The 24,872-nt window shown below is 50.4% G+C and carries 23 protein-coding genes; 15 read left to right on the top strand and 8 right to left on the bottom strand.

The genetic code is table 11. The features are described 5' to 3' along the window. Nucleotides 1-149: 149 nt before the first annotated feature. Entirely contained in the window at nt 150-530 is a 381-nt protein-coding gene (locus tag FD19_RS05665) for a winged helix-turn-helix transcriptional regulator (protein WP_054750311.1), read from the top strand. Nucleotides 531-742: 212 nt separating this feature from the next. Then, nucleotides 743-1,507 carry a sulfite exporter TauE/SafE family protein gene (locus tag FD19_RS05660; RefSeq protein WP_056969424.1) on the top strand — a complete coding sequence of 255 codons (765 nt, stop codon included), beginning with the start codon at nt 743-745 and terminating at the stop codon, nt 1,505-1,507. On the opposite strand, the gene FD19_RS05655 is transcribed toward FD19_RS05660, so the two are convergent. Further along, entirely contained in the window at nt 1,504-2,523 is a 1,020-nt protein-coding gene (locus FD19_RS05655; protein WP_056969332.1) for an AraC family transcriptional regulator, read from the bottom strand. The genes FD19_RS05660 and FD19_RS05655 overlap by 4 nt on opposite strands. A 130-nt stretch (nt 2,524-2,653) precedes the next feature. Here FD19_RS05655 and FD19_RS05650 point away from each other — a divergent pair, with 130 nt between their 5' ends. Genes FD19_RS05650 through rhaD form a run of 5 tightly spaced genes read left to right on the top strand, consistent with a single transcriptional unit; the run spans nt 2,654 to nt 8,076 of the window. Continuing rightward, nucleotides 2,654-4,024 (top strand): MFS transporter, encoded by a 1,371-nt coding sequence (locus FD19_RS05650; protein WP_056969331.1) that lies wholly within the window; start codon nt 2,654-2,656, stop codon nt 4,022-4,024. 16 nt (nt 4,025-4,040) lie between these two features. Then, nucleotides 4,041-5,516 (top strand): rhamnulokinase, encoded by a 1,476-nt coding sequence (rhaB, locus tag FD19_RS05645; RefSeq protein ID WP_056969330.1) that lies wholly within the window; start codon nt 4,041-4,043, stop codon nt 5,514-5,516. Nucleotides 5,517-5,518: 2 nt separating this feature from the next. Continuing rightward, the gene (gene rhaM, locus FD19_RS05640; protein WP_054750309.1) at nt 5,519-5,833 is read left to right on the top strand and encodes an L-rhamnose mutarotase; all 315 of its coding nucleotides are present in this window, start codon (nt 5,519-5,521) and stop codon (nt 5,831-5,833) included. Between the two features lie 32 nt (nt 5,834-5,865). After that, entirely contained in the window at nt 5,866-7,134 is a 1,269-nt protein-coding gene (locus FD19_RS05635) for an L-rhamnose isomerase (RefSeq protein WP_056969422.1), read from the top strand. A gap of 45 nt (nt 7,135-7,179) precedes the next feature. Further along, a complete protein-coding gene (rhaD, locus tag FD19_RS05630; protein WP_056969329.1) occupies nt 7,180-8,076 on the top strand; it encodes a rhamnulose-1-phosphate aldolase in 897 nt (298 codons plus the stop codon). 113 nt (nt 8,077-8,189) lie between these two features. On the opposite strand, the gene FD19_RS05625 is transcribed toward rhaD, so the two are convergent. Then, nucleotides 8,190-9,251, bottom strand: a complete 1,062-nt coding sequence (locus FD19_RS05625; RefSeq protein ID WP_056969328.1) for a D-alanine--D-alanine ligase family protein — start codon at nt 9,249-9,251, stop codon at nt 8,190-8,192. A gap of 165 nt (nt 9,252-9,416) precedes the next feature. Between FD19_RS05625 and FD19_RS09880 the strand changes: the two genes are divergently transcribed. Next, the gene (locus tag FD19_RS09880; RefSeq protein WP_056969327.1) at nt 9,417-9,923 is read left to right on the top strand and encodes a methylated-DNA--[protein]-cysteine S-methyltransferase; all 507 of its coding nucleotides are present in this window, start codon (nt 9,417-9,419) and stop codon (nt 9,921-9,923) included. A gap of 99 nt (nt 9,924-10,022) precedes the next feature. After that, nucleotides 10,023-11,009: a D-2-hydroxyacid dehydrogenase gene (locus tag FD19_RS05615; protein WP_056969326.1), complete on the top strand. Its 987-nt coding sequence runs from the start codon at nt 10,023-10,025 to the stop codon at nt 11,007-11,009. A 127-nt stretch (nt 11,010-11,136) separates the two neighbouring features. Here the strand turns inward: FD19_RS05615 and FD19_RS05610 are convergent, their stop codons facing one another. Then, nucleotides 11,137-12,831: an oleate hydratase gene (locus FD19_RS05610; RefSeq protein ID WP_054750306.1), complete on the bottom strand. Its 1,695-nt coding sequence runs from the start codon at nt 12,829-12,831 to the stop codon at nt 11,137-11,139. Nucleotides 12,832-12,846: 15 nt separating this feature from the next. Further along, the gene (locus tag FD19_RS09935) at nt 12,847-12,972 is read right to left on the bottom strand and encodes a hypothetical protein (RefSeq protein WP_263848871.1); all 126 of its coding nucleotides are present in this window, start codon (nt 12,970-12,972) and stop codon (nt 12,847-12,849) included. Between the two features lie 238 nt (nt 12,973-13,210). Between FD19_RS09935 and FD19_RS05605 the strand changes: the two genes are divergently transcribed. The 5 genes from FD19_RS05605 to FD19_RS09720 all read left to right on the top strand — a co-directional run bounded on the left by FD19_RS05605 (nt 13,211) and on the right by FD19_RS09720 (nt 17,783). Beyond that, the gene (locus FD19_RS05605) at nt 13,211-13,774 is read left to right on the top strand and encodes a TetR/AcrR family transcriptional regulator (protein ID WP_056969325.1); all 564 of its coding nucleotides are present in this window, start codon (nt 13,211-13,213) and stop codon (nt 13,772-13,774) included. A gap of 174 nt (nt 13,775-13,948) precedes the next feature. Further along, nucleotides 13,949-15,400 carry an NCS2 family permease gene (locus FD19_RS05600; RefSeq protein ID WP_056969324.1) on the top strand — a complete coding sequence of 484 codons (1,452 nt, stop codon included), beginning with the start codon at nt 13,949-13,951 and terminating at the stop codon, nt 15,398-15,400. A 245-nt stretch (nt 15,401-15,645) separates the two neighbouring features. Beyond that, on the top strand, nt 15,646-16,167 hold the full coding sequence (locus tag FD19_RS05595; protein ID WP_054750304.1) for a GNAT family N-acetyltransferase: 522 nt from the start codon (nt 15,646-15,648) through the stop codon (nt 16,165-16,167). A 111-nt stretch (nt 16,168-16,278) separates the two neighbouring features. Further along, a complete protein-coding gene (locus tag FD19_RS05590; RefSeq protein ID WP_225353507.1) occupies nt 16,279-17,553 on the top strand; it encodes a replication-associated recombination protein A in 1,275 nt (424 codons plus the stop codon). Between the two features lie 59 nt (nt 17,554-17,612). Continuing rightward, complete coding sequence (locus FD19_RS09720) at nt 17,613-17,783, top strand: hypothetical protein (RefSeq protein ID WP_156321880.1); 171 nt, start codon at nt 17,613-17,615, stop codon at nt 17,781-17,783. A gap of 203 nt (nt 17,784-17,986) precedes the next feature. Here the strand turns inward: FD19_RS09720 and FD19_RS05585 are convergent, their stop codons facing one another. Continuing rightward, a complete protein-coding gene (locus tag FD19_RS05585; protein WP_162259463.1) occupies nt 17,987-18,667 on the bottom strand; it encodes a helix-turn-helix transcriptional regulator in 681 nt (226 codons plus the stop codon). A gap of 360 nt (nt 18,668-19,027) precedes the next feature. On the opposite strand from FD19_RS05585, the gene FD19_RS05580 reads away from it, so the two are divergent. Further along, entirely contained in the window at nt 19,028-19,726 is a 699-nt protein-coding gene (locus FD19_RS05580) for a hypothetical protein (RefSeq protein ID WP_056969322.1), read from the top strand. 74 nt (nt 19,727-19,800) lie between these two features. On the opposite strand, the gene FD19_RS05575 is transcribed toward FD19_RS05580, so the two are convergent. From FD19_RS05575 to FD19_RS05565, 3 genes are all read right to left on the bottom strand, one after another. Next, nucleotides 19,801-20,721 carry a hypothetical protein gene (locus FD19_RS05575; protein WP_056969321.1) on the bottom strand — a complete coding sequence of 307 codons (921 nt, stop codon included), beginning with the start codon at nt 20,719-20,721 and terminating at the stop codon, nt 19,801-19,803. A gap of 2 nt (nt 20,722-20,723) precedes the next feature. Continuing rightward, nucleotides 20,724-21,380 (bottom strand): hypothetical protein, encoded by a 657-nt coding sequence (locus FD19_RS05570; RefSeq protein WP_054750293.1) that lies wholly within the window; start codon nt 21,378-21,380, stop codon nt 20,724-20,726. Between the two features lie 394 nt (nt 21,381-21,774). Beyond that, nucleotides 21,775-24,645 (bottom strand): YhgE/Pip domain-containing protein, encoded by a 2,871-nt coding sequence (locus tag FD19_RS05565; protein WP_056969320.1) that lies wholly within the window; start codon nt 24,643-24,645, stop codon nt 21,775-21,777. Between the last annotated feature and the right edge of the window lie 227 nt (nt 24,646-24,872).

Below are 24,872 nucleotides of genomic sequence, written 5' to 3'. Positions count from 1 at the left end.
GGAACCTCCTTTGTTTGTAGTTCTATTATCGGAGTAATTGTTGCGGAGCGCAATAAGGCACCTTTTTGTGCGTGCCAAAGTTGTGTCGGGGATCGTAGTGCGGTATCCTGTTGGCTTACTACGATAACGTATACCGCCAGGAGGAACCCATGTCAGACCCATTAAGAGCCTACGCTCAAGCCAAGTTGCAGCAGCGTGATTACGACTGTGCGAAGGAGTACACGTTGTCGCTGTTTTCGGGCAAGTATAAAATTGTCATCATTTACCACCTGTTTCACGATGGTACGTTGCGGTTTAGCCAACTGCAGCGCCTACTGGATGGGGCGACGCACAAGGTGTTGACCCAACAACTGCAGGAATTACGCGCAGACGGGGTCATTACCCGGCGTGAAGAGCGGATCAATAACCGCAAAGCTGTGTATTACAGCCTTACGCTGATTGGGGCCAGTCTCATGCCCATCGTGGAGGCCATGTTTAGCTGGGGATCCGCACGGTTGGCAGCGTTGCAGCTGGCGGAACCGAAGGGATAAGTTTATGCAAACAGTCAAGCCGTGCGGAAATGGTTAAGGGGCACTAGCATTAATTAAATAATGAAAAGCGCACGGCTACTCACGGACAAATGCGCCTCTAAAGGGGGCGCTGGTCCGTGTTAAGTAGACTAATCAATACCAATCAAGTTATCAATGATAATGCGTGGTGTATACTAGAACTTATTGAAACCGCTGTCGTGGAGTTGAATAAAATGCACTTGTTTTTAATTAATTTATATTTGTTAGCTGCTGGAATTGCGGCAGGGCTTAGTAGCTCAATGGCCGGATTGGCGTCAATTGTTTCATACCCCGCTCTTTTAAGCCTAGGTGTGCCGCCAGTTAGTGCGAATGTCACGAATACGGCAGCTTTAGTTTTTACAGGTATTGGATCGACTGCTTCATCTACCAAGGAATTAGGGCAACATAAAAAAGTCACTATTAAAGCGACTGTACTTGCCCTTATTGGTGGCATCATTGGTAGTTTGATATTGGTGGTTGCCCCGGCATCATCGTTCAAACGTATTGTGCCGTTCCTCATCCTATTCGCTGCACTGCTAATGGTCTTTTCAGGCCGTGGCCAAATGGGTAAGCGATCGCAATTAGACCAGCAATCACTGTTATCACGTGGTGGTGCGAACGTAGCAATGTTGCTGGTGGGATTGTATACCGGTTATTTTGGCGCTTCAGCCGGAGTGATTATGCTAGCCATTATGGCAACTAATGACTTGGACTTTCCGGTTAACAATGCCATTAAGAATTTTGCGTCGTTAATAGCAAATTTTGTCGCGTTTATTGTGTACATCTTCACCGCAAATATTTACTGGTCAATGGTGCTACCGCTGGGGATTGGCTTATTTATCGGTGGGTACGTTGGGCCAATGTTGGTAAGACACATTCCCGCTCTCATTATGAGACGGGTTATTATTGGTCTGGCCTTTGTGCTGGCAGGATACTTGTTCGTCCAAGAATATTTTTAACTGAGACCATCATTAATCATGGAGGTGATGGTGTTGTTGTTTTGTGCGCGATCATCGCGCGGATGGCAACCGTATTGCGCCTTATACTTACGGTAAAAAAAGCTGGAATTAGTGATACCAACAGAATGCATTATCTCAATGATTGGTAGCTGGGTTGAACTGACCAATTGCTTGGCATGAATCAGTCGCTCTGATGTTAGCGCCTGGCTGAAGGTTTTTCCCGTTTCCTTGCGAAATTGGTTACCCAAGTAGTTTGCGTTGTAGGCGTATTTCTTGGCAATGGACGCTAAGCTTGCGTGTTGGTAATTATTATGAATTTCCTGGAGGATTTTGATGATGATTTTTTGTGATGAGGTGGCGTGGTCTGCTGTTATGCGATAGTTTCTGACGAGCTTGGCAATGAGAATAGTTAGGTAAGCTTGGATGATAGTGTCCGCAAAGGGCCGGTGCAGATAGTATTCTTCAATTAGTCGTTCAACGGTCAACTTAACATCGTCGTTATCTGGTTCCTTGGGGAAGAGTAAGTAGGAACCAGACTGTTGCTGCTTAAATACGCGGTTAATGAGGAAGTTATACAATTCACTTTGCCGACTCTGAATTTGGTTGAGTAGATTAATTGAAATATTTTTGTCTCGGAAAAGAATGTTGAGCATAATGTCATTAGCTCCGGGGGATGCAATTGAATGAGAACTACCGACGTCCAGCAATAGCAGGTCGTTTTTTTTTAGCGTAATTGGGTCCCCATTAACTACTTCGTGAATTTCACCGGAGATGACGTAATTGATCTCCAAGAAATGGTGACTATGCAAAGGGTAGGGGGCGAAACGATTATGCTTACTAACGAAAACATTGCGATTATTGAAAAAGTAATCATTAAAAACGGGCCGGTTTAAGCGGTGCATACCCGCTAAGTCTAGAGCAGCTGGAGGAATGTCGTCATTTAACGACTGATTCTTTAGCTGCTCTTTTTCGACAGGTGTGAGTTCTTGTAAACGCTTCAAAATAGTGGGATCCATAATTATCCCCCCTGTGAATTTGTCCTATATCATGTAGAAATCTGACATTGTTAGTGTAGTCTGGAAGCGCTTAAATAGCAACTGTAAGCAAGCAATAACAATAAAAAAATTAGCAGAGGAGGTAAATAATATGGCCGCAGAAGGGTCTTTTAAATCTACAGTCAGGGTGTCAATTACCAACTTTCTGGACTCGGGCAGTATCGTTGCGGGATCTGCTGGGTTGACACTCTGGACCAGTCATTTTGGCCTTAGTAGTTTTGCAGTTGGACTTTTAGGTGCGTTGTCGGCCAATGCATTTGGTGCAGCTATTGGTGCCCTAATTGGCGGTACGTTGTCTGACAAGTTTGGCCGTAAGGTTATTTATACTTATGACATGTTGGTCTACATGGTGGGTACTATTCTCGTTATGTTTGCCGCCAACTTCCCAATGTTACTGATTGGTTTCCTGATCACAGGTTTGGCGGTGGGCGCTGGTGTTCCTGCTAGTTGGACATATATTTCCGAAACTTCAGATGATGATGCCCGGGCCAAAAATATTGGTGTTTCTCAGTTTGCCTGGTCGTTAGGACCAGCGGTTATTTACACACTCGCTGTATTACTTTCACCGCTAGGTCTTTTCGGCAACCGGATTCTATTTGGTTTCTTAACTATCGTTGCCTTCATCGCTTGGAATCTTCAAAAAGGCCTGGGCGAATCCAAGGCTTGGGAAGCTGAGAAGCAGCACGAACAGGCAAGTGGGCATAAGCAGCACCCATACCGTACGCTGTTTTCGAACCACACTTCCGTTAAGTGGTTGTTCTTCCTCATCGGCGTATACATGTTTTGGAACTTAGTTGCTGGCGCCATGGGATTCTTTATGCCATACGTATATGAAACGGCTGGTGGTATTTCCACATCACAAGCGGACATTCTCCAAGCAGTTCTGTGGATTCTTACGGCATTAGCAACTTACTTTGGTTTTGCTAAGTTTGGTGACAAAGTTAACCACCGTATTTTCTTCTTTGTTGGCGCAGCAATGGCTGCAGCTTCGTGGGTTGTCTTAACGTTTGTCGGCATGCAGCAATCCTGGAGTTTGTGGGCATTCGTTATTCTTTGGGGTATTAGCGCTGGTATTGGTGCTCAAGCATGGTATGCACTGTGGGCTACCGAACTGTTTCCAACACAGTTCCGGGCTGGTTCTCAAGGTGTCATGTTCTTCGTCGTACGGGCTTCCGCTGGTGTTTGGTCAATCATTTTTCCTACAGTATTGAGTTCGTTGGGATTCACAGTTGCCGGCATTTGCATGATTGTCCTACTGATCGTATCTCTGGTTATTGGTACTATCTGGACGCCGCAGACAAAGGACAAGAGTCTTGAAGAAATTACGCTTGAACAATATGGCCCCGAGTTTGTGGACGGTCAAGCAACTGACCAAGATATGACTGACTCTACTTCTAAAGGGAGTACTGGTGTCAACATCAGTGGGCACGTCAGTTTACCTCGGACTGGGTCAACAAAATAGCTAAGAGGGTGAGTACATGAAGGCATACGTTGCAGTTGACGTCGGCGCATCATCTGGGCGCCTGATGTTGGCCAAAAAGGTCGACGGTAAGTTAGAGCTTAAGGAAGTGCACCGTTTTAAGAATGGGTTCAAGGAAATTAACGGGCACGATTACTGGCAGATTGATCACATTATCGACGAAATTTTTACCGGTTTGGAAAAAATCAAGCACATGGGTATCAGTCAGGTCGACTTGGGCATTGATACGTGGGCAGTTGATTACGTGCTAGTTGGCAATGATGGTCAGAAACTCCATGATCCAATTAGTTATCGCGATAAGCGCACTGAAGGTGCTATTAATGCACTGACCAGTAAGCTGTCTAAGCAATATATTTATGAAAAAACTGGCATTCAATTCCAAACGTTCAACACGCTTTACCAATTGTACACAGAAGATAAGGACAACTTGGCGAAGACCGATAAGATTTTAATGATTCCTGATTACATTGGTTATGTGCTAACAGGTAACGCAGTGACTGAAGAGACTAACGCTTCAACCACGCAGATGCTGAATTTACGGCAGGGATTGTTCGATAAAGACCTCGCTAAGTCTGTCAACGTTAGTCAGGATCAATTTCCTCACTTAGTTGATGCTGGGACCGTCTTGGGCAGTGTCAGTCATAAGTGGCACGTTAAATATGACATCCCCGAAACTGAGGTAATCACGGTTGCTACACATGATACCGCTAGTGCCGTTGTTGGCACTCCAGGTAAGGGCGACAATTGGGCATTTCTCAGTTCGGGCACTTGGTCACTGCTAGGCGCGGAACTTAATGTTCCCGAGAATGGCCTGGATGCCTTCGCTGAAAATTACACCAACGAATGGGGTGCTTATGGTACTTATCGTTTTCTGAAAAACATCATGGGTCTGTGGATTTTGCAGTGTGTTCGGCACGAACTGAACGATCGTTATAGCTTCAAGGAGCTAGCTGCTCAGGCTACTCAGGTAGCACCGTTTCAGACGTTTATAGATGTCAACGATACACGGTTTACAAACCCTAAGAGCATGATTCAAACCATTCAGAATTACGCGCGAGAAACTAATCAATTTGTTCCGACGACGCCAGGAGAATTGACGCGGGTGATTTACGATAATCTCTCGTTGTACTACGCAAACGAGATTCACAAGCTCAGCGGTATCCTCAGCAAGCCAATTGATACGCTTAACATCGTGGGTGGTGGATCTAACGTTGAATTAATGAATCAGCTCACGAGTACATTGGCTGGCGTTGAAGTGGTGGCGGGCCCAAGCGAAGCCACTGCCATTGGTAACATCATTGTGCAAATGATTACTAGCGGTGAGGTTGATAACGTGGTAGCTGGACGCAAGTTAATTGAAAATTCTTTTGGCTTGAAACATTACCAGCCAGAAGCGAATAAGTATGTGGGTGTGCTTGATCGGTATTGCGATTTTCTGAGTAGTATTCACCACGAATCAAAGGAGGCGGTATAGCAGTGGAGCGAATTGCACAAATTATGTTTCTGCATACTAACGCATTTGATGAGTATCAGAAACGTCATAGTGAGTTGTGGCCGGAAATGAAGGCGGCACTCAAAGAGCACGGCGCTACTAATTATTCAATCTTCCTTAATCAGGACAATGGTGAGTTGTTCGCGTACTTGGAAGTACCTGACGTTGAGAAGTACAACGAGATTGCAAACACGGATATTTGCAAGAAATGGTGGGCTTACATGGAGCCATTGATGTCAACCAATCCGGATAACAGTCCTGTGACTGTGGATCTGAACGAAGTATTTCATCTAGATTAAACAATTTAAAAATTTGAAGGGAAGTATACATGATGGTTAAAGCAGAATTAGTTGATCGAGCTTATGAAGTTGCTAAGCAGCGTTACGCCGAGCTGGGCGTAGACACTGATAAGGCAATGCAGCGGTTATCCAAAATTCCTATTTCTATTCACGCCTGGCAAGGGGACGATGTTAAAGGCTTCCTGTTCCCTGAACATGAACTAACTGGTGGTATTGGTGTTTCTGGCAACTACCCTGGTGTTGCTAAAACCCCTGATGAGTTGACAGGTGACTTGCACGAGGCCCTGACCCTCATTCCTGGTAAGCAACGGGTCCAGATTCACGGATTCCATGCGGTTACCAGTAAGAAGAAGGACCTGAATGAACTTGAACCTGAGGACTTCAAGTACTGGGTTGATTGGGCTAAGCAGGAAGGCATCGGTTTGGACTTTAACGGTACGTTCTTCTCCCACCCAAAGGTTGTTCACAACTTTACGCTGGCATCGCCTGATCCGAAGATCCGTGAATTTTGGATTGAACATGGGAAGCGTTCACGGATTATTTCCAACTACATTGGTGAACAGCTGGGTTCACAGTGTATCAATGATTTCTGGATTCCCGATGGTTTCAAGGACAACCCGATTGACAAGCGTGGCCCTCGTGAGCGGTTGCTGAAGTCGTTGGACGAGATTGAAAAGGATGAGTTCGATGAAAAGAACACGATTGAGTCCTTTGAAGGCAAGTTGTTTGGTACTGGGATTGAATCCTACACTGCTGGTTCACACCTATTCTATGAGAATTATGCTTTGACGCGTGGCAAGTACTGGACCATTGACGCTGGGCACTTCCACCCAACTGAAGACGTGTCAGATAAGTTCTCTTCATTCTTCCCGTTTGGTGGTAAGGGTATGTTCATGCACGTTTCTCGTCCCGTTCGTTGGGATTCTGACCACGTAGTTATTATGGACGATGCGCTCATTCGCATTACGCGGAGTATTATCCGTGATGGTTATGAAGACAAGATCCACTTGGGCACTGATTACTTTGACGCCACTATTAACCGTGTTGCTGCCTGGGTTGTTGGCACTCGTGCAACGCAGAAGGCCCTGTTGATGGCTTTGCTCGAACCAACGGATCAACTGAAGCAGGCAGAACAGAACTTTGACTTTACTACTCGCCTGGCTGAAACCGAAGAACTGAAGTCTATGCCATTCGGTGCAGTTTGGGATAAGTACTGTGAACAAAACGGTGTCCCGGTTGGGATGGACTGGATGAATAATGTTCACCAGTACGAGAAGGATGTTCTGTTCAAGCGTAACTAATTAAATAAGTTAATGAGCTTTGATGGTGAAGGAAGGAAAATAGACATGGCTGATGAAAAGACAGAATTTTTGAACCCGGAGTATACTCAGGCGTTTGTTGATTCTCCGTATGTTGCTCAAATGAAGAAGGTTACCTGGCTACTGTATGATCATGGCTGGGATGAACGTAATGGTGGCAATGTCAGCTACCGCCTGACCGAAGATGAATTGCGAGGTTATGGCGATGTTCACGAAGTAAACCGGGTCATTCCAATTAAGTTTGACGCTTCTGAATTGGCTGGTGACTACTTCTTGGTTACTGGTACTGGCCGTTACTTCAAGAATGTACGCGATTTTCCTGAGCGTGATACTGGGTTGGTACGGATTCGCAAAGATGGCCACAGCGTTGACCTGATGTGGGGCTTCTCTGATGGCGGCCAGCCAACTAGTGAGTTCCCTGCTCACCTGATGACACACATCAACCGCTTGAAGCAAGATTCCAAACAGCATGTGGTAATGCACTGCCATCCAACAAACCTAGTTGCCATGAGTTTCACCGTTCCTTTGGAAGAAAAACGTTTCAGTCGCATTCTGTGGAAGATGCAGGCTGAGTCGATTGTGGTATTTCCTGAAGGCATCGGTGTTCTACCATACATGACACCAGGTACCAACGAGATTGGTTCCGCCACTGCTGATAAGATGAACTCGTTCCGCCTAGTACTATGGCCACAGCATGGTATCTTCGCAGCTGGTGAGTCGATTGATGAAGCCTTTGGCCTGATTGAAACTGTCGAAAAGGCGGCCACAATTTACACGGCTATTAAGGCCCAGGGCGGCACTATCTTGAACGAAATCACCGATAAGAATTTGCAGCAATTGGCAGATCGCTTTGACCTGATTCCGAATCAGGAATTCATGCATGGTGATTTGTTGGTTAGTCCATTGTCCAAAGTTACCGCATGAAGAGATCTGGTCGATTATGAGGCCGGACGCCCAATGTAATCCTTCTACTAAACCAATAGCCAACAAAACAGCCTCGCGGTGCACGCCGCGGGGCTGTTTGTGACTAGACGTATTTAGATGGCTAGACCTTGGTCGTACAAGTCCATCTTGCCACGCACGATGGAGTCGACCAGTTCGGGGTACTTGATTCCCGCAGCTTCGGCTTCCTGTGGCAGCAGGGACAACGGCGTCATCCCTGGCAAGTTGTTGGCCTCAATGACGTACAGCTGGTCGTCCGGCGTCACGAAGAAGTCCACCCGGGCGTAATTCTGCAGGTCGAGAGCCCGCATCGTGTCCTGGGCGATGTCCTTCATCTGCTGGTGAATACTGTCGTCCAAGTCTTCCGGTGGGGTGATAAAGTCGGTGTGGCCGGGCTGGAACTTGTGCTCAAAGTCGTACCAGCCGTCATGCACCTTGATCTCAATGGCTGGCAGCGCCTGACCGTTGACCACGCCCAGAGAGAACTCGCGACCGGTAATGAATTCTTCCACGATGGCGCTGGGGTCAAAGCGGAAGGCTTCCGCCAAACCAGCTTCTAGCTCCGCAGCGTTGTGGGCAATGGTCATCCCCACGCTGGAACCGCCGCTCGTGGGCTTGACGATCATCGGGAAGTCGAACGGCATCTGCTGGTGCGTGCCGTCTTTGCGCAGCGCTTCCTTGAACTTGGCCGTCGGGATGCCGCTTTCCAGCATGATCTTCTTGCTAAAGACCTTGTTCATGGTCAACCCCGACGCCAGGGCACCACTACCCGTGTAGCGGATGTTGTTTAAGTCAAGGTAAGCTTGTACCTTCCCGTTCTCGCCGTCGCCACCATGCAGGGCGAGGTAAACGATGTCCGCCGCCTTGGCAATTTCAAGGACGCCCGGACCAAACAGCTCGGTACTCCCGTCCGTCCGGAGTGCGTTAATATCGTCATCTGTGAGTACGGCGTCGCTGATGGCCAAACCGTCAATTAGGTTGGCATCCGCAAAGACGTCGTTCACGTCGTCGACGCCACTAAGGTCGTAGCCCAAGAATAGGTCGACAAAGGTGGCCTGGTGGCCGGCTTCACGCAGCGCCTGCGTGATACGCGTACCACTAGAAATTGATACGTTGCGTTCGGTACTGCGACCGCCCGCTAAGACGCAAATTTTCATATCCATAAAACCTCCGTTGTATTTAGAACCCTAAGTTTAACATATTCGGGGTGTACGTGGATTTGGCAGCGTTTACACGTTAAGCAAATTTTAATACCGTCGCGGACTATAATGAGTACATCGAGATTGATTCTAGTTGGTGGGCAGGAGAAAGCAGGTGTGGTAATGCTCAGAAGTACGGTAATCAACGGACCACGGGGTCGCTGGATCCTGGTGGCGGATAACCAGCAGGTGGTCTACTTAGGTTTTCCGGGTGAACGGCCGGACGATGTCTACAAATTACTCAGATTGCCAAAGGACGTGGCAATTGCTGACCATGGGGTGCCGCCAACATTGGTGCGGGCGGTGACGCTGATGCTGAATAAGGCAGTGCCGTTACCCGCCCGTGATTATCAGCTGCGGGGGACTGACTTTCAGCACCGCGTCTGGGCCGCGTTGAGGGCCATCCCCCGGGGCCAGACGCGGACCTACACGGACATTGCCCGTGCCATTGAACAGCCAACCGCGGTGCGCGCCGTGGCACACGCGGTGGCAACGAATCCGCTACCGTTGGTTGTGCCGTGTCACCGCGTCGTGCCCGCGGCGGGTGGCGTGGGTCAGTATCGTGGCGGCAGTAAATTAAAGGCTTTCTTACTATCCCGGGAAGGGGTCAATCCGGTAAAATATAACTAAAGGGTGGCTGAGCTCGCGTGCCTAGCCACCACTACTTTGGTTGAATGTTGCGAATTTTGGCGCGAGTGCGCCGTCAAGGTGAAAGGAGCACACATTTTCATGAAGATAGTTTCTTTTGGTACCCGGCCCGACGAGGTGCAGTACTTAACGGAGTGGTCTAAACGGACAGGGAACGAGCTGAAGCAGATTACCGCGACCCTGAACGAGGATAACGTGGACCAAGCTGCTGGTTATGACGGGATCACGTGTATGCAGACGGTGCCATATAGCGCCGCGTTATTCCAGAAGATGGCGGACCTTGGCATCAAGTTTTTGTCGATCCGGAACGTCGGCCTGGACAACATCGATATGGATGGCGCCAAGGCCGCGGGGATCCGCATTAGTAACGTGCCGGCGTACTCACCGGAAGCCATCGCCGAGTTTGCGGTGACGTTGACGATGCACCTGGTGCGGAACTTAGGCCAGGTCGAGGAGCACCTGCGGAACAACGATTACAACGGCGCGATGCACTATATTGGCCGCAACGTGGCTGATTGCACGGTCGGGGTCATCGGCACGGGCCGCATTGGCCGTGCGGCCGTGAAGATTTTCAAGGGCTTTGGTGCCAAGGTGTTGGGCTACGATCCGTACCCCGCCAAGAACAGTGACATCGATTACGTTGACCTGGACACCTTGATCCGTGAGGCCGACATTATCGACCTACACGTGCCGGGTCTGCCGGCGAACACCCACATGATCAACGCGGCGGCCTTTACCAAGATGAAGGACCACGTGATTATTGTGAACACGGCGCGGGGTAACCTGATCGATACCCAGGCGCTGCTGGACAACTTACGGTCGGGCAAAGTCGCCGGGGCCGGGATCGACACCTTTGAGTACGAGGAACAAGACCTGCTGAACCTCGAACAGCACGGGAACTTCAACGATCCTGCTTGGGACGAAATGATGCAGATGCCGAACGTCGTTTTGAGTCCCCACATCGCGTACTACACGGAAACCGCTGTACGCAACATGGTGGAAATTTCGCTGGCAAACTTGATGGGCTTCCTGGAAAAGGGCGTCGCGGAGAACGAAGTGACGCAGTAGACCCAGTAGTATAGAAAAGGGTCGCCATCTAGTGATGGCGGCCCTATTAATGTGTCTGGCAAAGCCACCCCGTTCCCGCGCCAAGGTGGTTTCACGTGAAACATAATCAGGTCAACACTGCTAAAGTCTAGCTGAACATCTTCTTGGTGGCCCGTAGCAATACCTTCGGGTCCTTGTCGTAACGTGGATTCTTGACGAGATGACTCATCGGGATGCCGGCAAAGTGGTACGCCGCAATCTCACCAGAACGAACGGCGCTTTGCTCCGTGAAGATCATCTGGTATGGTTGCTCGACAAACTCACCGGTGAAGGCGAGGTTCGTCGAGTGTGCCGGGATGACCAGCGGCCGGTCGCTCTTGGCCCGGTTGTTGAACAAGGCGGACGCGTACGGCATGTAGACCGGAATGTTGTTGATGATGGAGTCCATGATGGCATCGTGCTTATCGCGGATGTTGCCGGGACCCGGGTCGACTTTGCTCAGTTGGCCGATCAACTCTTCGGCCATTTCCTGACCCGTCATTTCAATATACGGCTTGTCGACGAACTCACCGTGACGCCGTGGGTAGAGGAAGTACCCCCACAGGACGGTTTCGTTCGGCTTCTGGGTGGTGAAGTGGGGCTGGTGGTGTACCACGATCGACATGTTCACGTCGACCTGCCCCAGTGGGGTGATCGGGCTAGTGGACAGGAACGAGTTCAACGCGTTGCCCGGTACCTGGGTGGTAATACGGCTGATTTCGTTGAGCAACAGGTGGTTTTTGGTGGTCAAAGTGAAGCTGACCCACTCGCTGGCGTTGCGATCCGCGAAGAACTTGTCCGGGTTACCGACGTTGTAGAAGCGTTCCGCCACCTTCTTCCAGAGGCTGGCGGCGGCACCGTAGTCCATGTTCTCGGCAGCTGGGGTGTTGAAGTCACCCTGGGTGGCGGAATCGGTAATGGAGCCGTTAGTGAAGAGCACCGCGGTGTCTGCGTCAACGTCAACGTGTTGCTCCTCACCGTTATCGACGTCAATCATGTGGATGCCGGTGACGGTGATTTCGTCCTGCATGGTGGAAGGTGCAAAGTCGAAGTCGGTTACGCGCCGGTTGAGCACAATCTGGACGTGCTGATCCTGCAGGTACTTGATCAGTGGCAGCATAATACTCTCGTACTGGTTGTAACGGGTCCGGTTAACGCCGACCAGGTGCTCAATCTGCGTGAATTCATAGATCATTTGGTGCATGTACCGGCGTAGTTCTTGGGCTGAACTTTGGGTGCGGAAGGCAAAGGTGGTCTCCCACATGTACCAGAAGTTGGTTTGGAACATGTGTGGGTCGTCCTTGAAGTACTCGGCGATGGAGACGTTGTCGAGTTGCTCCTCATCGCGGTCGGGCATGAGCACGAGTTTACTCAGTAACAGCCGGTCCTGGTTGTTCAGGCCAAGGTGACCGCCATTGATGATGCCCTTGCCGCCTTGCAGTAGGCGGGCCTTGTCAAAGGTCCGGTGCTTGCTATCAAAGTCGTGGGTGTCCTCGGCGGCAGTCATGCCGGGCTCGGTGACTGACTGGACCCGTTGCAGTAAGTCCATCAGGTCCACGTAGGTGCGGTAGTTCAACATGCGGCCACCACGGGCAACGAAGCCCTTGGTGTTCGCCATGGGGTGCTCACGGTTCCAGTATTCATCGGTGGTATCGGTGGTTGCCGCACCGTCATTACTGCCGTGATCATCCAGGGAGTAAAAGGTGATGTTTTGACCCGGCCAGTGGGCTTCCTGAATTAGGTACACGGCAGCAGCCATGTTTGCCAGGCCGGCGCCAATCATAATTGCTTTGGTTTTGGTCATAATTGTTCCCCCAATCTAATCCTCTGGTTCAAACGGCCGGTAATCATCGGCTTCGTTATGACATAGGTCAAGCCGCTGAATGATCGTTGCGGCAGCAGCGACCACGGCCACGACACAGGTCAACGCAAAGACTTTCTTCATCAATACCAACTCCTATCACTATATTCAGGCGCTTGATCAAACCTGCCTTACGACTATAGTGTAAGCGCTGCCTCTGGCCGAATGAATGGACAAACGGTGGGGTTTGTTTAAAGTCGCTTGGTGTGCCGTTAACGGTGTATCCACTGCTTTCCAGGCTAATATTCCCCGGTGGCTGGCGAATTTGTCAGGCCACAACTGAGTCATTACAATGAGAGGTAACGAAAGGGAGGGCGTAGTCATGACGCAGGCGACAACCAAAGAGGTCCTTGCACGGACACTCAAACAGATGATGGAAACGACGTCGTTGGATCACATTACGATTGGCAAGCTCTCGGCGGCGGCACACATCAACCGCAACACCTTTTACTATCATTTTGACGATATATACGAGTTGTTGCGGTGGACGTACAAGCAGGATATTGTGCTCCAATTGCAGCAATACACCCAGATCGACCGTTGGGAGCACGCCTACCAGTTGATGTTGGACTACATTGCGGATAATAAGGCGTTCTGTCAGCATTCGCTGCGGTCAGTGGCCCGCGACCTCCTGGAAAACTTTTTGTACTCGGTCGCCACGGATATGGTCGCGCGGGTAGTGGTCAGTGCTGATCCCAACACGCCGGCGAAAATCAGCCACGCCATCACCGATTTTTACGCCTGGGCTATCGTGATGCAGGTCATTCAGTGGTTGGATCATGATTTGTCGGAGAGCAAAGACGACATGATCAAGAAGGCAGAAATTGTGCTCAACGGTACGGTGGCCAACGCCATCCGGAACGGGCACGCGATTTATGGCATTTAGGTTACACATAAGGCATTTTGAGCCCCACATCGCTTGCGGTGTGGGGCTTTACCGTGTTGTTGACCAATTATGGACACAAATCGTTCGGATAATTACGAACAAATTAGGGAAAAGCGTTGCAATAGTTCACTAATTATCGTAAAATGAGGCCATCAAGAGCAAAAGGAGCACAAAATGGAACGACTTTTTAAGCTAAAGACGTACAATACGTCCGTTGGTACTGAAATTTTAGCTGGTTTCACGACCTTCTTCGCCATGTCATACATCCTCTTTGTCAATCCTGAGGTGCTGTCGCTGACCGGGATGCCTTCCCAAGCGGTCTTCCTGGCCACCATTATCGCCAGTGCCGTGGGGACCTTAGTCATGGGGTTGTTCGCCAACGTACCCTACGCCCTGGCACCAGGGATGGGGCTCAACGCCTTCTTTACATACACCGTCGTCTTTGCCCTCGGCTATTCCTGGCAACAGGCGCTGGCCCTCGTCTTCATTTGTGGTTTGATCAACATCACCATCACGGTGACGAGCATTCGGAAAACGATTATCGCCGCCATTCCCCAGGTGATGCAGCACGCCATTAGTGGTGGGATCGGGGTGTTCGTCGCCTACATTGGGTTGAAGAACGCCGGCTTCCTGCAGTTCACCTCAGATTCATCCGACATTCTCTCCGTCAACAACCACGCGTACAATGCGCACGCGGTCATCAAAGGGGTCACGGGCGTGGTTACCGGTGGTGGCATCGTTCCGGCCCTGACCAACTTCACCGAGTCGGGTGCGCTGCTGGCACTGATTGGGCTGTTCATCATGACCATCCTGGTAGTGAAAAAGGTTCCGGGTGCGGTGATGATCAGCATCGTGTTGACCACCATCATTGGGATCCCGATGGGTGTGACCGACCTGAGCATGACGTCCAGTAACTCACTGGGTGCAGCCTTCAGCCAGTTAGGGACGACGTTTGGTGCGGCCTTTAGCCATGCCGGTTTTGGGACGCTGTTTAGTAATAGTAGTCACATCCTGCTGACGCTGATGACCATCTTTGCTTTCTGTTTCTCCGATACGTTCGATACGATTGGGACCTTCATCGGTACCGGGCACCGTAGCGGTATCTTCACTGATGACGAAATTCGCCAGTTGGAAACGACGAAGGGCTTCGCCACCCGGCTGGATAAGGCCCTGGTGGCTGACTCCGTGGCGACGAGTATTGGGGCCATCTTTGGTACTTCCAACACCACCACGTACGTTGAAAGTGCGGCGGGGATTGGTGCTGGTGGTCGTACCGGGCTGACCAGCGTGACCGTAGCGATTCTGTTCGTTATTTCCGGACTGTTTGCCCCGCTGATTTCGGTGGTACCGACCCAGGCGGTGGCTCCGGCCCTGATCCTGGTTGGGGTGATGATGGCGTCCAGTCTGAAGGAAATTAACTGGTCAGACTTGTCCGAAGCCATCCCGTCATTCATGGCGTCCGTCGTCATGGGACTGATCTACAACATCTCGTACGGGATTGCGGCTGGGTTCATCTTCTACTGCCTGATCAAGATCATCGAAGGTAAGATCAAGGAGATCCACCCGATGTTGGGTATCGTTACAATTGGTTTCATCTTGAACTTCGTGGTCCTCGCAATTCTGTGACCGCGCACTGACATTGAGATTGGTACGGCCACCCGGCAACTGCTGGGTGGCCGTTTTTGATCAATTTAACCGCAGAGTCATGGGTGTCTGGAAGCTAGCAGTTACAACAATATTAATTACAACCATATTTTGGGTCTGATACGTGGCCCACCCAATTTTGCAACAATGTGCAAGTGGCGGGCCGGCTGGCTGAGGTGTGGAGTGCTAAAATAAAATGGGTAAGTAAGTAGACAGGGGGTGGCGTCATGGCCATCTTTGAAAAGTATCACCCAATTATGTCGGTGCACTACACGATGGACTGGCTGACCCAGGCCAAGCTCAAAGAAGTGTTTATTCTGCGGCACGATCCCGAAATTGCTCGGGGCCAGGAACGGCCCGTTGACGCCAATATCGGGGAGACTGCACACTTCGTTAACCGCGCCATGGCCCTCGTGATGCGCAACCAGGCGTTGCTCTATGCCGTTTTGGACCGTAGCACCGGGTCATTGCTGGGCACCTTGGGTTTATTCGACATTGACGAGGAGCGCATGACGGCGTCCATCCGCCTAGCCACGCTGGCGGGCACGGATCCGGCCGTGATGGCGGAAGTGCTGCCCCGGATGCTGGGGTTCGCGGTGCACGAGTTGGAATTACAGTGGCTGACAGCGGAACAGATTATCCGGCCAGCGGATGCGGCTTTGTACCAGCGCCACCACTTTGCCCCTGAAAGTGACCGGCTCGTGCTGGATGCCGACCGGATCATTAATGATGAACAGTACATGTTTTAGGTAGCAGAACGGGGGTGTCGATCAATGCGGCAAGAATCACTATTTGGTGACGATGCGGGGGACGTGCGGCAACCGCATGACGACCAGGGGTACCAGCCACTGGCTAGTCGGATGCGGCCACAAACCCTCGATGAATTTGTTGGCCAGAAGAACCTGGTGGCACCCGGGCAGGTCCTGTACAACCTGATCGAGCGTGATGAAATCAGTTCGATGATTTTCTGGGGACCACCTGGGGTCGGTAAAACGACGCTGGCACGGCTGATTGCGCGGCAGACCAAAGCCGCCTTTGTGACCTTCTCCGCGGTCACCAGCGGCATTAAGGAAATCCGCAACGTGATGGAGGAGGCTGAGGCCAACCGGGAGCTAGGCCAAAAGACGTTGGTCTTTGTAGACGAAATTCACCGGTTTAATAAGGCCCAGCAGGATGCCTTTTTGCCCTACGTCGAGCGGGGCAGCATCATCCTGATTGGGGCGACGACCGAAAACCCGTCGTTTGAAGTCAACGCCGCCTTATTGTCGCGGATGCGGGTGTTTGTATTGCACGCGCTGCAGCCTGACGAACTGGTGCAGCTGTTGCACAACGCAATCAAGAGCCCGCGCGGCTTTGCGGACTTCAAAATCGATATCAGTGAAGACCTACTCCACGCCATTGCGGACTACGCCAACGGGGACGCCCGGACGGCGCTGAACACGCTAGAAATGGCGGTGACCAACGCCCGGATCGTCGACGGGGTCACGCAGGTCAACAAAGATGACTTAATGCAAATCATGGGTACCAAAGCCCTGCTGTATGACAAGCACGGTGAGGAGCACTACAATATCATCTCGGCACTGCACAAGTCGATGCGTAACTCGGACGTGGACGCGGCCATCTACTGGCTGGCACGCATGCTGGAATCGGGTGAGGACCCGCTGTACATCGCGCGGCGCCTGGTTCGCTTTGCCAGTGAGGATGTCGGCATGGCCGATTCACGGGCGTTGGAGATCACGGTGGCGGCGTACCAGGCCTGTCAGTTCCTGGGGATGCCCGAGTGTAACGTGCACCTGACGCACGCGGTGACGTACTTGGCACTAGCGCCTAAGAGTAACCAGTTGTACGTGGCGTACAACAGCGCGGCGGCGGACGCCAAGAATACGATGGCGGAGCCGGTGCCACTACAGATTCGTAATGGGGTGACGAACCTGATGAAGGATCTGGGCTACGGCAAAGGTTACCAGTACGCACATGACACGAAGGACAAGTTGACGACGATGCAGACGATGCCGGATAACCTGGTCGGTAAGCACTACTACCACCCGACGGATCAGGGCAGTGAGGCCCGGGTACGCCAGCGGTTGGCGCAGATTAGGGAATGGCATAAGGAACACGACCACGACGGTGAGTGAGTCCCTGCGGACCGCGACTGAAGCATTAATCCAACTAACAGAGTGAAGGAGAATTAGCTATGTGGCAGGCACTGACCGGCATCTTTGCCGTTGTATTCATCGTGACATTGGTCCTGACCATCGTCATGATCATCAAAAAGCAACGTAACTGGGCCTCAACGATGGTGACGTTGGCCACCATCAGTTTTATCGCCACGCTGGTTTGCGCCTACGTGTGGGATCAAGCATAGAACAACAAAGTAAATACTAAACGGGCGGCATATGATGCCGTCCGTTTTTTGAATCTGTGATTTTTAGCATTGAGTAAATTGGTTGCTGGAGGGTGTAACTCCTTTTACGATAAACCAGACCCTTATTACATTGATGTATTGAGTGGTGAAACAGGCGGATCGGTAACGTCCAATTTTAATACCATAAACTTTTGTTAACCAGCTCAATTGTTCTTATACAAATTCACTACCTTCAACGCCTCATCACGGATTGCTTCAGCTAACCGCGCGGGGGATAAGATGGTGACCTTGCTGCCCGCACTCAGTGCCCAAAGCTTGATTCCATCGTAGCTGACATCCGGAATTACGAATTCCCACCTATTTTCCTCATCCGGGTATTTTTTGAGTTGCTGTGCTGTTGGGAAGGCTTCCTTCAGTGTCTGGGGATAGTCCTGGTAGAGTAAGTGCACCCTCACGTGCTCACTGTCGAACAGTAGATAATTATGCTGTCGGTAAGCCTGCAAGTCGAAGCGACCAGGCTTAAGTGACAGATTAACACGCGGCTTTTCAATTTTGACAATCCGGTCTAGTCGGTAGAGATAGTAATGGTCAGCTCGCTGCGTTTCGTGTTCAAACAGGGCAACATAAAAACGGTTATTATTGACAAACAATGCACCGGGCTTACCAGTGTGTCGGCGATTAAGTTTGACGCGTGTCAAGCTCCGGCGCGACCGATAGGTGAATGTTACCGCCTTCTGCTCAGTGATCGCATCCGTTAAGGTGCCAATCATTTCCAGTAGCGGAACCTCCCTGTTATAGGGTAAATATGCTTCCACATCATGGGCTAAGGCTTGCTTTAGTCGATGGCGCTCGCTACCCGCAAAGTGATTTAACAGGGTGGTCATTATTGACTTCATTTCGGCGGGAGGAAAGGCCCCACTCGCTAATAAAAGGTGAGACAATGCCACTACCTGTTGGAATTCAACGTGTGTATCCAAGTAATACTCGCCTTGTTTGTGCTCCAAAGTGAGGTCTTGATCGGTCAAGGCCACAGTTAAATGTTGCATATCACGGTAAAAATTGCGCTTACTGATTTGTGCCTCGTCGTTTGTGTTTGCTGATAAATGTTATCCCTGCAGTAAGGACAATAACTCACTAATAATCCGTTCTATCATTGCCAAGACAAATTCCCCTTTTCCTGCCCATTTTTGACAGCTCGTGTCACTGGTAAATGCTATTATGAGCCTGCCTAAGGAGGTAATGATATGAAGCCACAAGATCAACCTAACAAACCTATATATACTCCACAACTAGGCCGTGCAGAGTTGGTTGCACGGCACTATCTCAAAGAATACACCGCACGCGGACTAGCTGCACCTACAGCCACCGACGGGCAATGGCAAATTCTGGCCGACATGAAAACCGCTGGATGGCACCTGCCACTACCAATCCCCAGTTCTGTACAACTGCGTTTAACCACCTTATTTTTACCTCAAATGATGGCCAATGTCCCGGATGATCCTGACCCCAAGCTCATTACTTTACTCGAAAATTACGCGTGGTGGTTGGATGACCAGCGCTTCTACTACGGTTGGTACGAAGATTCTCCATTTACCGATGAAGAGTTGTCAAGCCCGGAGCAACAAACGGCCTGGCGCGAATTTCAAGCTGAGGCGGCCGCTGATGCCAAGAAAATATGCACAGCTATTTTTGGTACAGGTATTCCTGTAGCTTCGCGCAACCTTGATGACGATGTCTGCACTGAGGAAAATTGGCCTTTATTGACCGTCCTCACAAACCTGCGTTGGCACCACATACCGTATCGTTTCATCCCCAACAATGCAGCCACGCCTCAGACTGGTGGTGAACTCCGAGTTGCCGGCCTGTGTTTGTACTATACACTCTATGATTTTGATGCTTTGCCGAGAATTGAATTAGACTACCTGGATTACCTACCAAACTGATTTTGATTAATGTCTACCAACAATAAAAAACCAGACTCCAAAACTTTAATTTGGAGTTTGGTCTATTATTTTATCTATCGTTTAAGTGGCTCAAATGGCTGATTTTGACTAGGATCAAGCCCCAATTTACGCAATAACTCTACGTTCTGCGTAGCTACCCAATTTGCAAAATTACCGATGGTGGCATAGTGGCGAACTACCTTCAACTCATCAATTAAAGCAGTTAGTTGTGTATTGCCACTGAAGAAGGGTTTCATCTGACGCAAGACCGTGGCTGCATCCTGACCAAATACCACCAACTGTTTGGGCTCGATTACGGCGCATTCTTGAGCAAAAATGCACGCACTCTTTGCGAATGTTTCCGCGTTAGCTGTCAAACGAGCTACCGCTTCATCTTCAGTAGCAGCGGCCGCTCCGACACCAGCATAGGACCTCATTAGCACCCTAATTGCAGCTGCTTGATGTTGTTGCCAATTAGCCAAGGTTATGGTTTTGGGCCCGGCAATCAAAAATGCGGCCTTTAGCTTCTGGGAGTCGCTTTCTGACTTGTTTTTAATGGCATCCGTGATGTAAGCGTCCTGTAAGCGGCGATCGTTGACTTGAGCGTAGAGCTTGAACGTGTTTGTAGGCCTATCGGTATCATGAAACATTGTGAAATTATCGAATGTCTTGTTATCCCCCTTGCCATCAGTACGTACAGCCGAATTTTCCGCCACGAACATCACACGCCGGTTGATGGGCCGTTTATCGAGTGCTTCGTCCTCTTCATCTAATTTTAGGTTGACGTCCTTGAATAGCTGCTTTGTGATAGTGGTCGGTGTGAGCTTAACATGCTGCCTTGCAGCCTCAGCAAGTAAATCTTGGTTACTAGGCAACGGTGAATTGTTGTCCAGAAAGGAACCAAACTGCCTCACATATATTTTCTCTTTTTTGTCAGTGTACATCTGCGTGTCGATTGCATTCAATTCTGCCTTAATTTCTTGAATTTTTGTCATAATTATCGCTCCATTCTTACGTAAGTATCGACTTTAGCTGAACCTTGTTGATCATGCCCAAAAACACAGATGCAAGGAAATAAACTGCATGTGGCTGGGTTTACAACCCAGTCAATATATTCTTGGGGTAACGCCCAAAATAAAGGGTAGGGGCCGCCTTCAGTTGTGATGGCAGGATACTGCCCGCCCGTTTCAGAATCGACGACCAACCGCGCATCGAGAACTTGAAATGTACGACGAGCAATCTCGAGGTTGGTATCGACCCAGCGGTTGTTTTCCATGGCTAGTTGACATTCAGCCCCAAAGGCGTCGATGTCGACGTGGGCGTCACCAACCGCCACCGTTGTGTTGGGGATGGATGTAGCCTCGTCGCTCACTTCACTGGTAACAAGCACACATTGATGGATGACGACTTCATAAGCAATGGGCGTCTCCGTATAAGTTACTACAGCTGAATCAGCGCTAGGCCGCCGTAATAATGTCTGAAAAAGTTGGAGACGTTGCGCCATGGGTACATGCAAATCAGTCACCAGAGTCACAGGCGGCCTATCAGTATTTGCAAAGACCAACGCAAACTGCGAGTCGATACGATCATAAGTGTAACCTGCAACCAGCTGGCCACTTTGACGATCGCGGAAATTAACTTGTTGTAACGTCAACTGCCTCACACCCTTCCTTAACAACTGTGGTTAGAATACCAAAACTTAATGACAAAATATGTCACTGAGCGACCTATTTGCCGATTTTTAGCATGTGGCAACCCTGCAATTTATAATTGAGCCTTGAAATCAGTGCCGTTAAAATATGTCTAGTTACAAGTTAAAAGTGACCGTACACGACGAGCGCTGGTAGGACCATACTACCGGTCAGTAGCTCAACGAATTAAAGGTCGCGTTTTAAACTGGATCCCCATACGGAGAAAGATTGCACCACCTCTAGCATCTGAAAACGGGCAGCGACCGTTGCTGCGTAGGCAATTATAAACATTAAAAGAGCTCCGTCAGCAACAGCAAAACGCTGCACTGACGGAGCTTTTCATGTTGTTAATGACGGTTATTCCTCACTGTGTTCGCCATCGCTACCAATGATGTACCCAATGGCGGGAATCATTAGGGCGACGCTGATAACAGCAATCAGAACGAGAATGACGATGCTGGTCATCACGGTACTCGAGGCAATCCCGTCGGTCAGGGCCTCACGGTAGCCGTTGATTGCGTACGTCATCGGCAGGAACTTCTGCATCGATTCGTATAGCGGGCTAATCGTTTGGGCGGGGAAGAGACCGCCCGAACCACTCAGCGTCAGCAGTGCCAGGGCGATGAAGATACCAACACGGTTGAACGCGAGGTTCAGGAGCATCGTTAGGTACTGAGCCGCGAGGGCGAAGAGGATGGTGATGCCGTAGAAGGCGGCAACGTGGTTGACGTCCAGACCGAACGCCATGATGAGCGTGGCTTCAACCACGGCCATGGCAACGGCAACGCCAGTCCCAACGATGAGCTTGCTACCAAGCATCTGGAAGACGGATTCGTCTTTGCCGTTCCGTCGACGCATTGGGTAACCAAAGTTGAAGATGATGATCCCAATGAACAAGGCTAATGCCAGCACGTATGGTGCGAGGGCCTGGCCGTAGTTAACGACGTTGGTGTACTTCACCTCGGTATCCTTGGACGGCTGGGCGAACATCTTGGCGGTCTTACCCGTCAAATTGGTTTTGGCAATGGTGTTGCTGCCCTTCTTCAGGCCGGACGTCAACTTGGTCGATCCCTTGTGGAGCTTCTTCACGCCGCTTACCAGGGTAGGCACGCTACTATTGAGGGTACCGATACCGCCACTGATCTGGCTAGAGCCGGAAACCAGGGCGCTGGAGTTGGCGTTCAATTGCTTAGTCCCGTTGTACAACTGGGTAACGCCGGAGGCCAAAGTTGGTACGCTGCTGTTCAGAGTGGCGAGACCAGCATTGAGCTGACCAGACCCCGTGTACAACTTGGAGACGCCAGTTGAGAGCGTCGGGATGTTACCGCTGAGGGTGGTGAGGCCACCGGACAACTGCTGGGCACCACTGTTTAGGGCGGCAGAGTTGTTGTTGAGGGTAGTAGCACCATTAGCTAACTGGTTGACGCCAGATGCCAGGGTTGGCACTTGGCTGTTCAAGGAGTTAAGGCCGGAAGATTCTTGGCTGGCACCGTTAGCCAACTGCTGCACGCTACTGGTTAAGGTTGGTACCTGATCCTCAAGTTGCTGAAGGCCGGTACTTTCTCGCTTAGCGCCATCAGTCAGCTGCTGAATACCTTGGGCTAGCTTGGGAGCCTTACCGTTCAGTGTGTTTAAGCCGGTATTAATTTGGGTGGAGCCGGTCTTTAACTGATCGAGGGCACTATCAAACTGTGTGATTGCTGCTTGCAGCCCGGTTGGATCGCCGGCAGAATCGGTAGCGGTACTGGTTAAGTTGGTCTTCACGATGGACATGACGCTACTTTGCGTTGAGTAAGCACTCAGCGTTGATGTCTGGGCAGTTTTGACCTTGGTCCAGGCAGCGGTAAGTGCCGCTTTCTGATTGGCATCCGTCACACTGTCAATGGCAGTCTGCATGGCCGTGTTGGCAGTGTCCTGGTTGGCCTTGAGTGAAGCGTATGACTTCATGATGCCGGACATCAGGTTCAGAGTAGCGACCTGTGAGTTGATCTTACTCTGCAACTTGGTCATCTTGTCCTTCATCTGGCTGATGCCATCAGCAAGTTGCTTACTACCGTCATCCAGCTGTTGGACGGAACTGGTTAAGTCGGTGTCGGCAGTATTGCCGTTAACTTGGTTGTTCAGATCGTTAGCACCGCTATAAATCGTCCCGGCGCCCGTGTTGAGCTGGCTGACCGCGGAACTCAATGAGGTGCTACTGCTGCTACCAGTCGTAACGGCAGTGTATAACTGTTTCAGACCGATGCTCAACTTGGAGCCACCACTGTTCAATTGTGCAACACCGCTGGACAGAGCAGGAACATTATTTTGCAACTGCTTAGTTCCGCCTTGAACTTGGCTAACGCCGTTAGTGTAGGCTTTGACCCCTGATGCTAACGTCTTACCGCCATTGTTCAGCTTGGTAACGCCACTGGCCAACGTTGGTACCTGGGCATATAGCTGGCCTAACCCCTTGTACAGGGAGCCGCTACCAGTGTAGAGCGCCTGCACACCGCTGGAGAGCGTTGGTACCTTGGCGTATAACTGGGACATGCCGTTGTTGACCTGGGTCACACCGTTAGTGTAGGTGATGATGCCACTGGTCAGTTGCTTACTGCCACTAGCTAGTTTGGATACACCACTGGGCATCGCGGACGTACCGCTTTGCAGGGTGCCAATGCCATCGGTGATCTGCTTGGAACCATTAGCGGCGGTCTTCAACTGCTTACCAATGCTACCAATTTGCTGAATAAAGGTCTTGGCGTACGTCTGGGTCACCTTGGCCTTGATTTGGTCGTTCAGCTTGTCGCTACCGACTTGACTCATAACTTCCCCGATGTAGTTGAGGGAGCCGTTCGTCTTGTAAGCAAAGTGCATTTGCTTAGGCGTCTTATTAAGGACCGTCGCAGCATCGCGGGAGAAGTCCTTCGGGAAGGTAATGACCGCGTAGTACTTGTTGTCCTTCAGACCCTTGGCGGCTTCCTTGGAGCTGGTGATGTGCCAGCCGAGCTGGTCATCCTTACGCAGTTTAGCTACTGTTTGGGCGCCGACGCTCACGCGCTTACCCTTCAGCGTCGTCGGTTGATCCAGGTTTACGACCGCAATCGGTAGTTTACTGGTATGACCGTACGGATCCCAGGCTGAGGTCAGGAAGCAGTAGGCGTAAAAGATGGGGATAAGGATAGTCGCAACCATCAACCAGATCACCCATTTATGTTGCATGATGTGACGCAACTCTTCTTTGATCATTGTTATTTAACGCTCCTTCTCTGATATCGTGTGCATCTGATACACGTGTAACGGATAACAGACATTTATCCGTTCGTGTGGTATGGACTATCAAATAACGCCGTGATATCAATCGTTTAGAACCCATGTGGTAATTAAAATGCATCTAAAAATGACAATGTCCACGTGGCTCATGGGAGCTAGTTTACAGATTTCTTTATAATTTTTGAACGATACGTTTGTAACCT

It is taken from the genome of Lacticaseibacillus thailandensis DSM 22698 = JCM 13996 (assembly GCF_001436135.1).
GTDB lineage: Bacteria > Bacillota > Bacilli > Lactobacillales > Lactobacillaceae > Lacticaseibacillus > Lacticaseibacillus thailandensis.
Note: the sequence above shows the minus strand (reverse complement) of the source record. Positions and strands in the feature narration are given on the sequence as shown.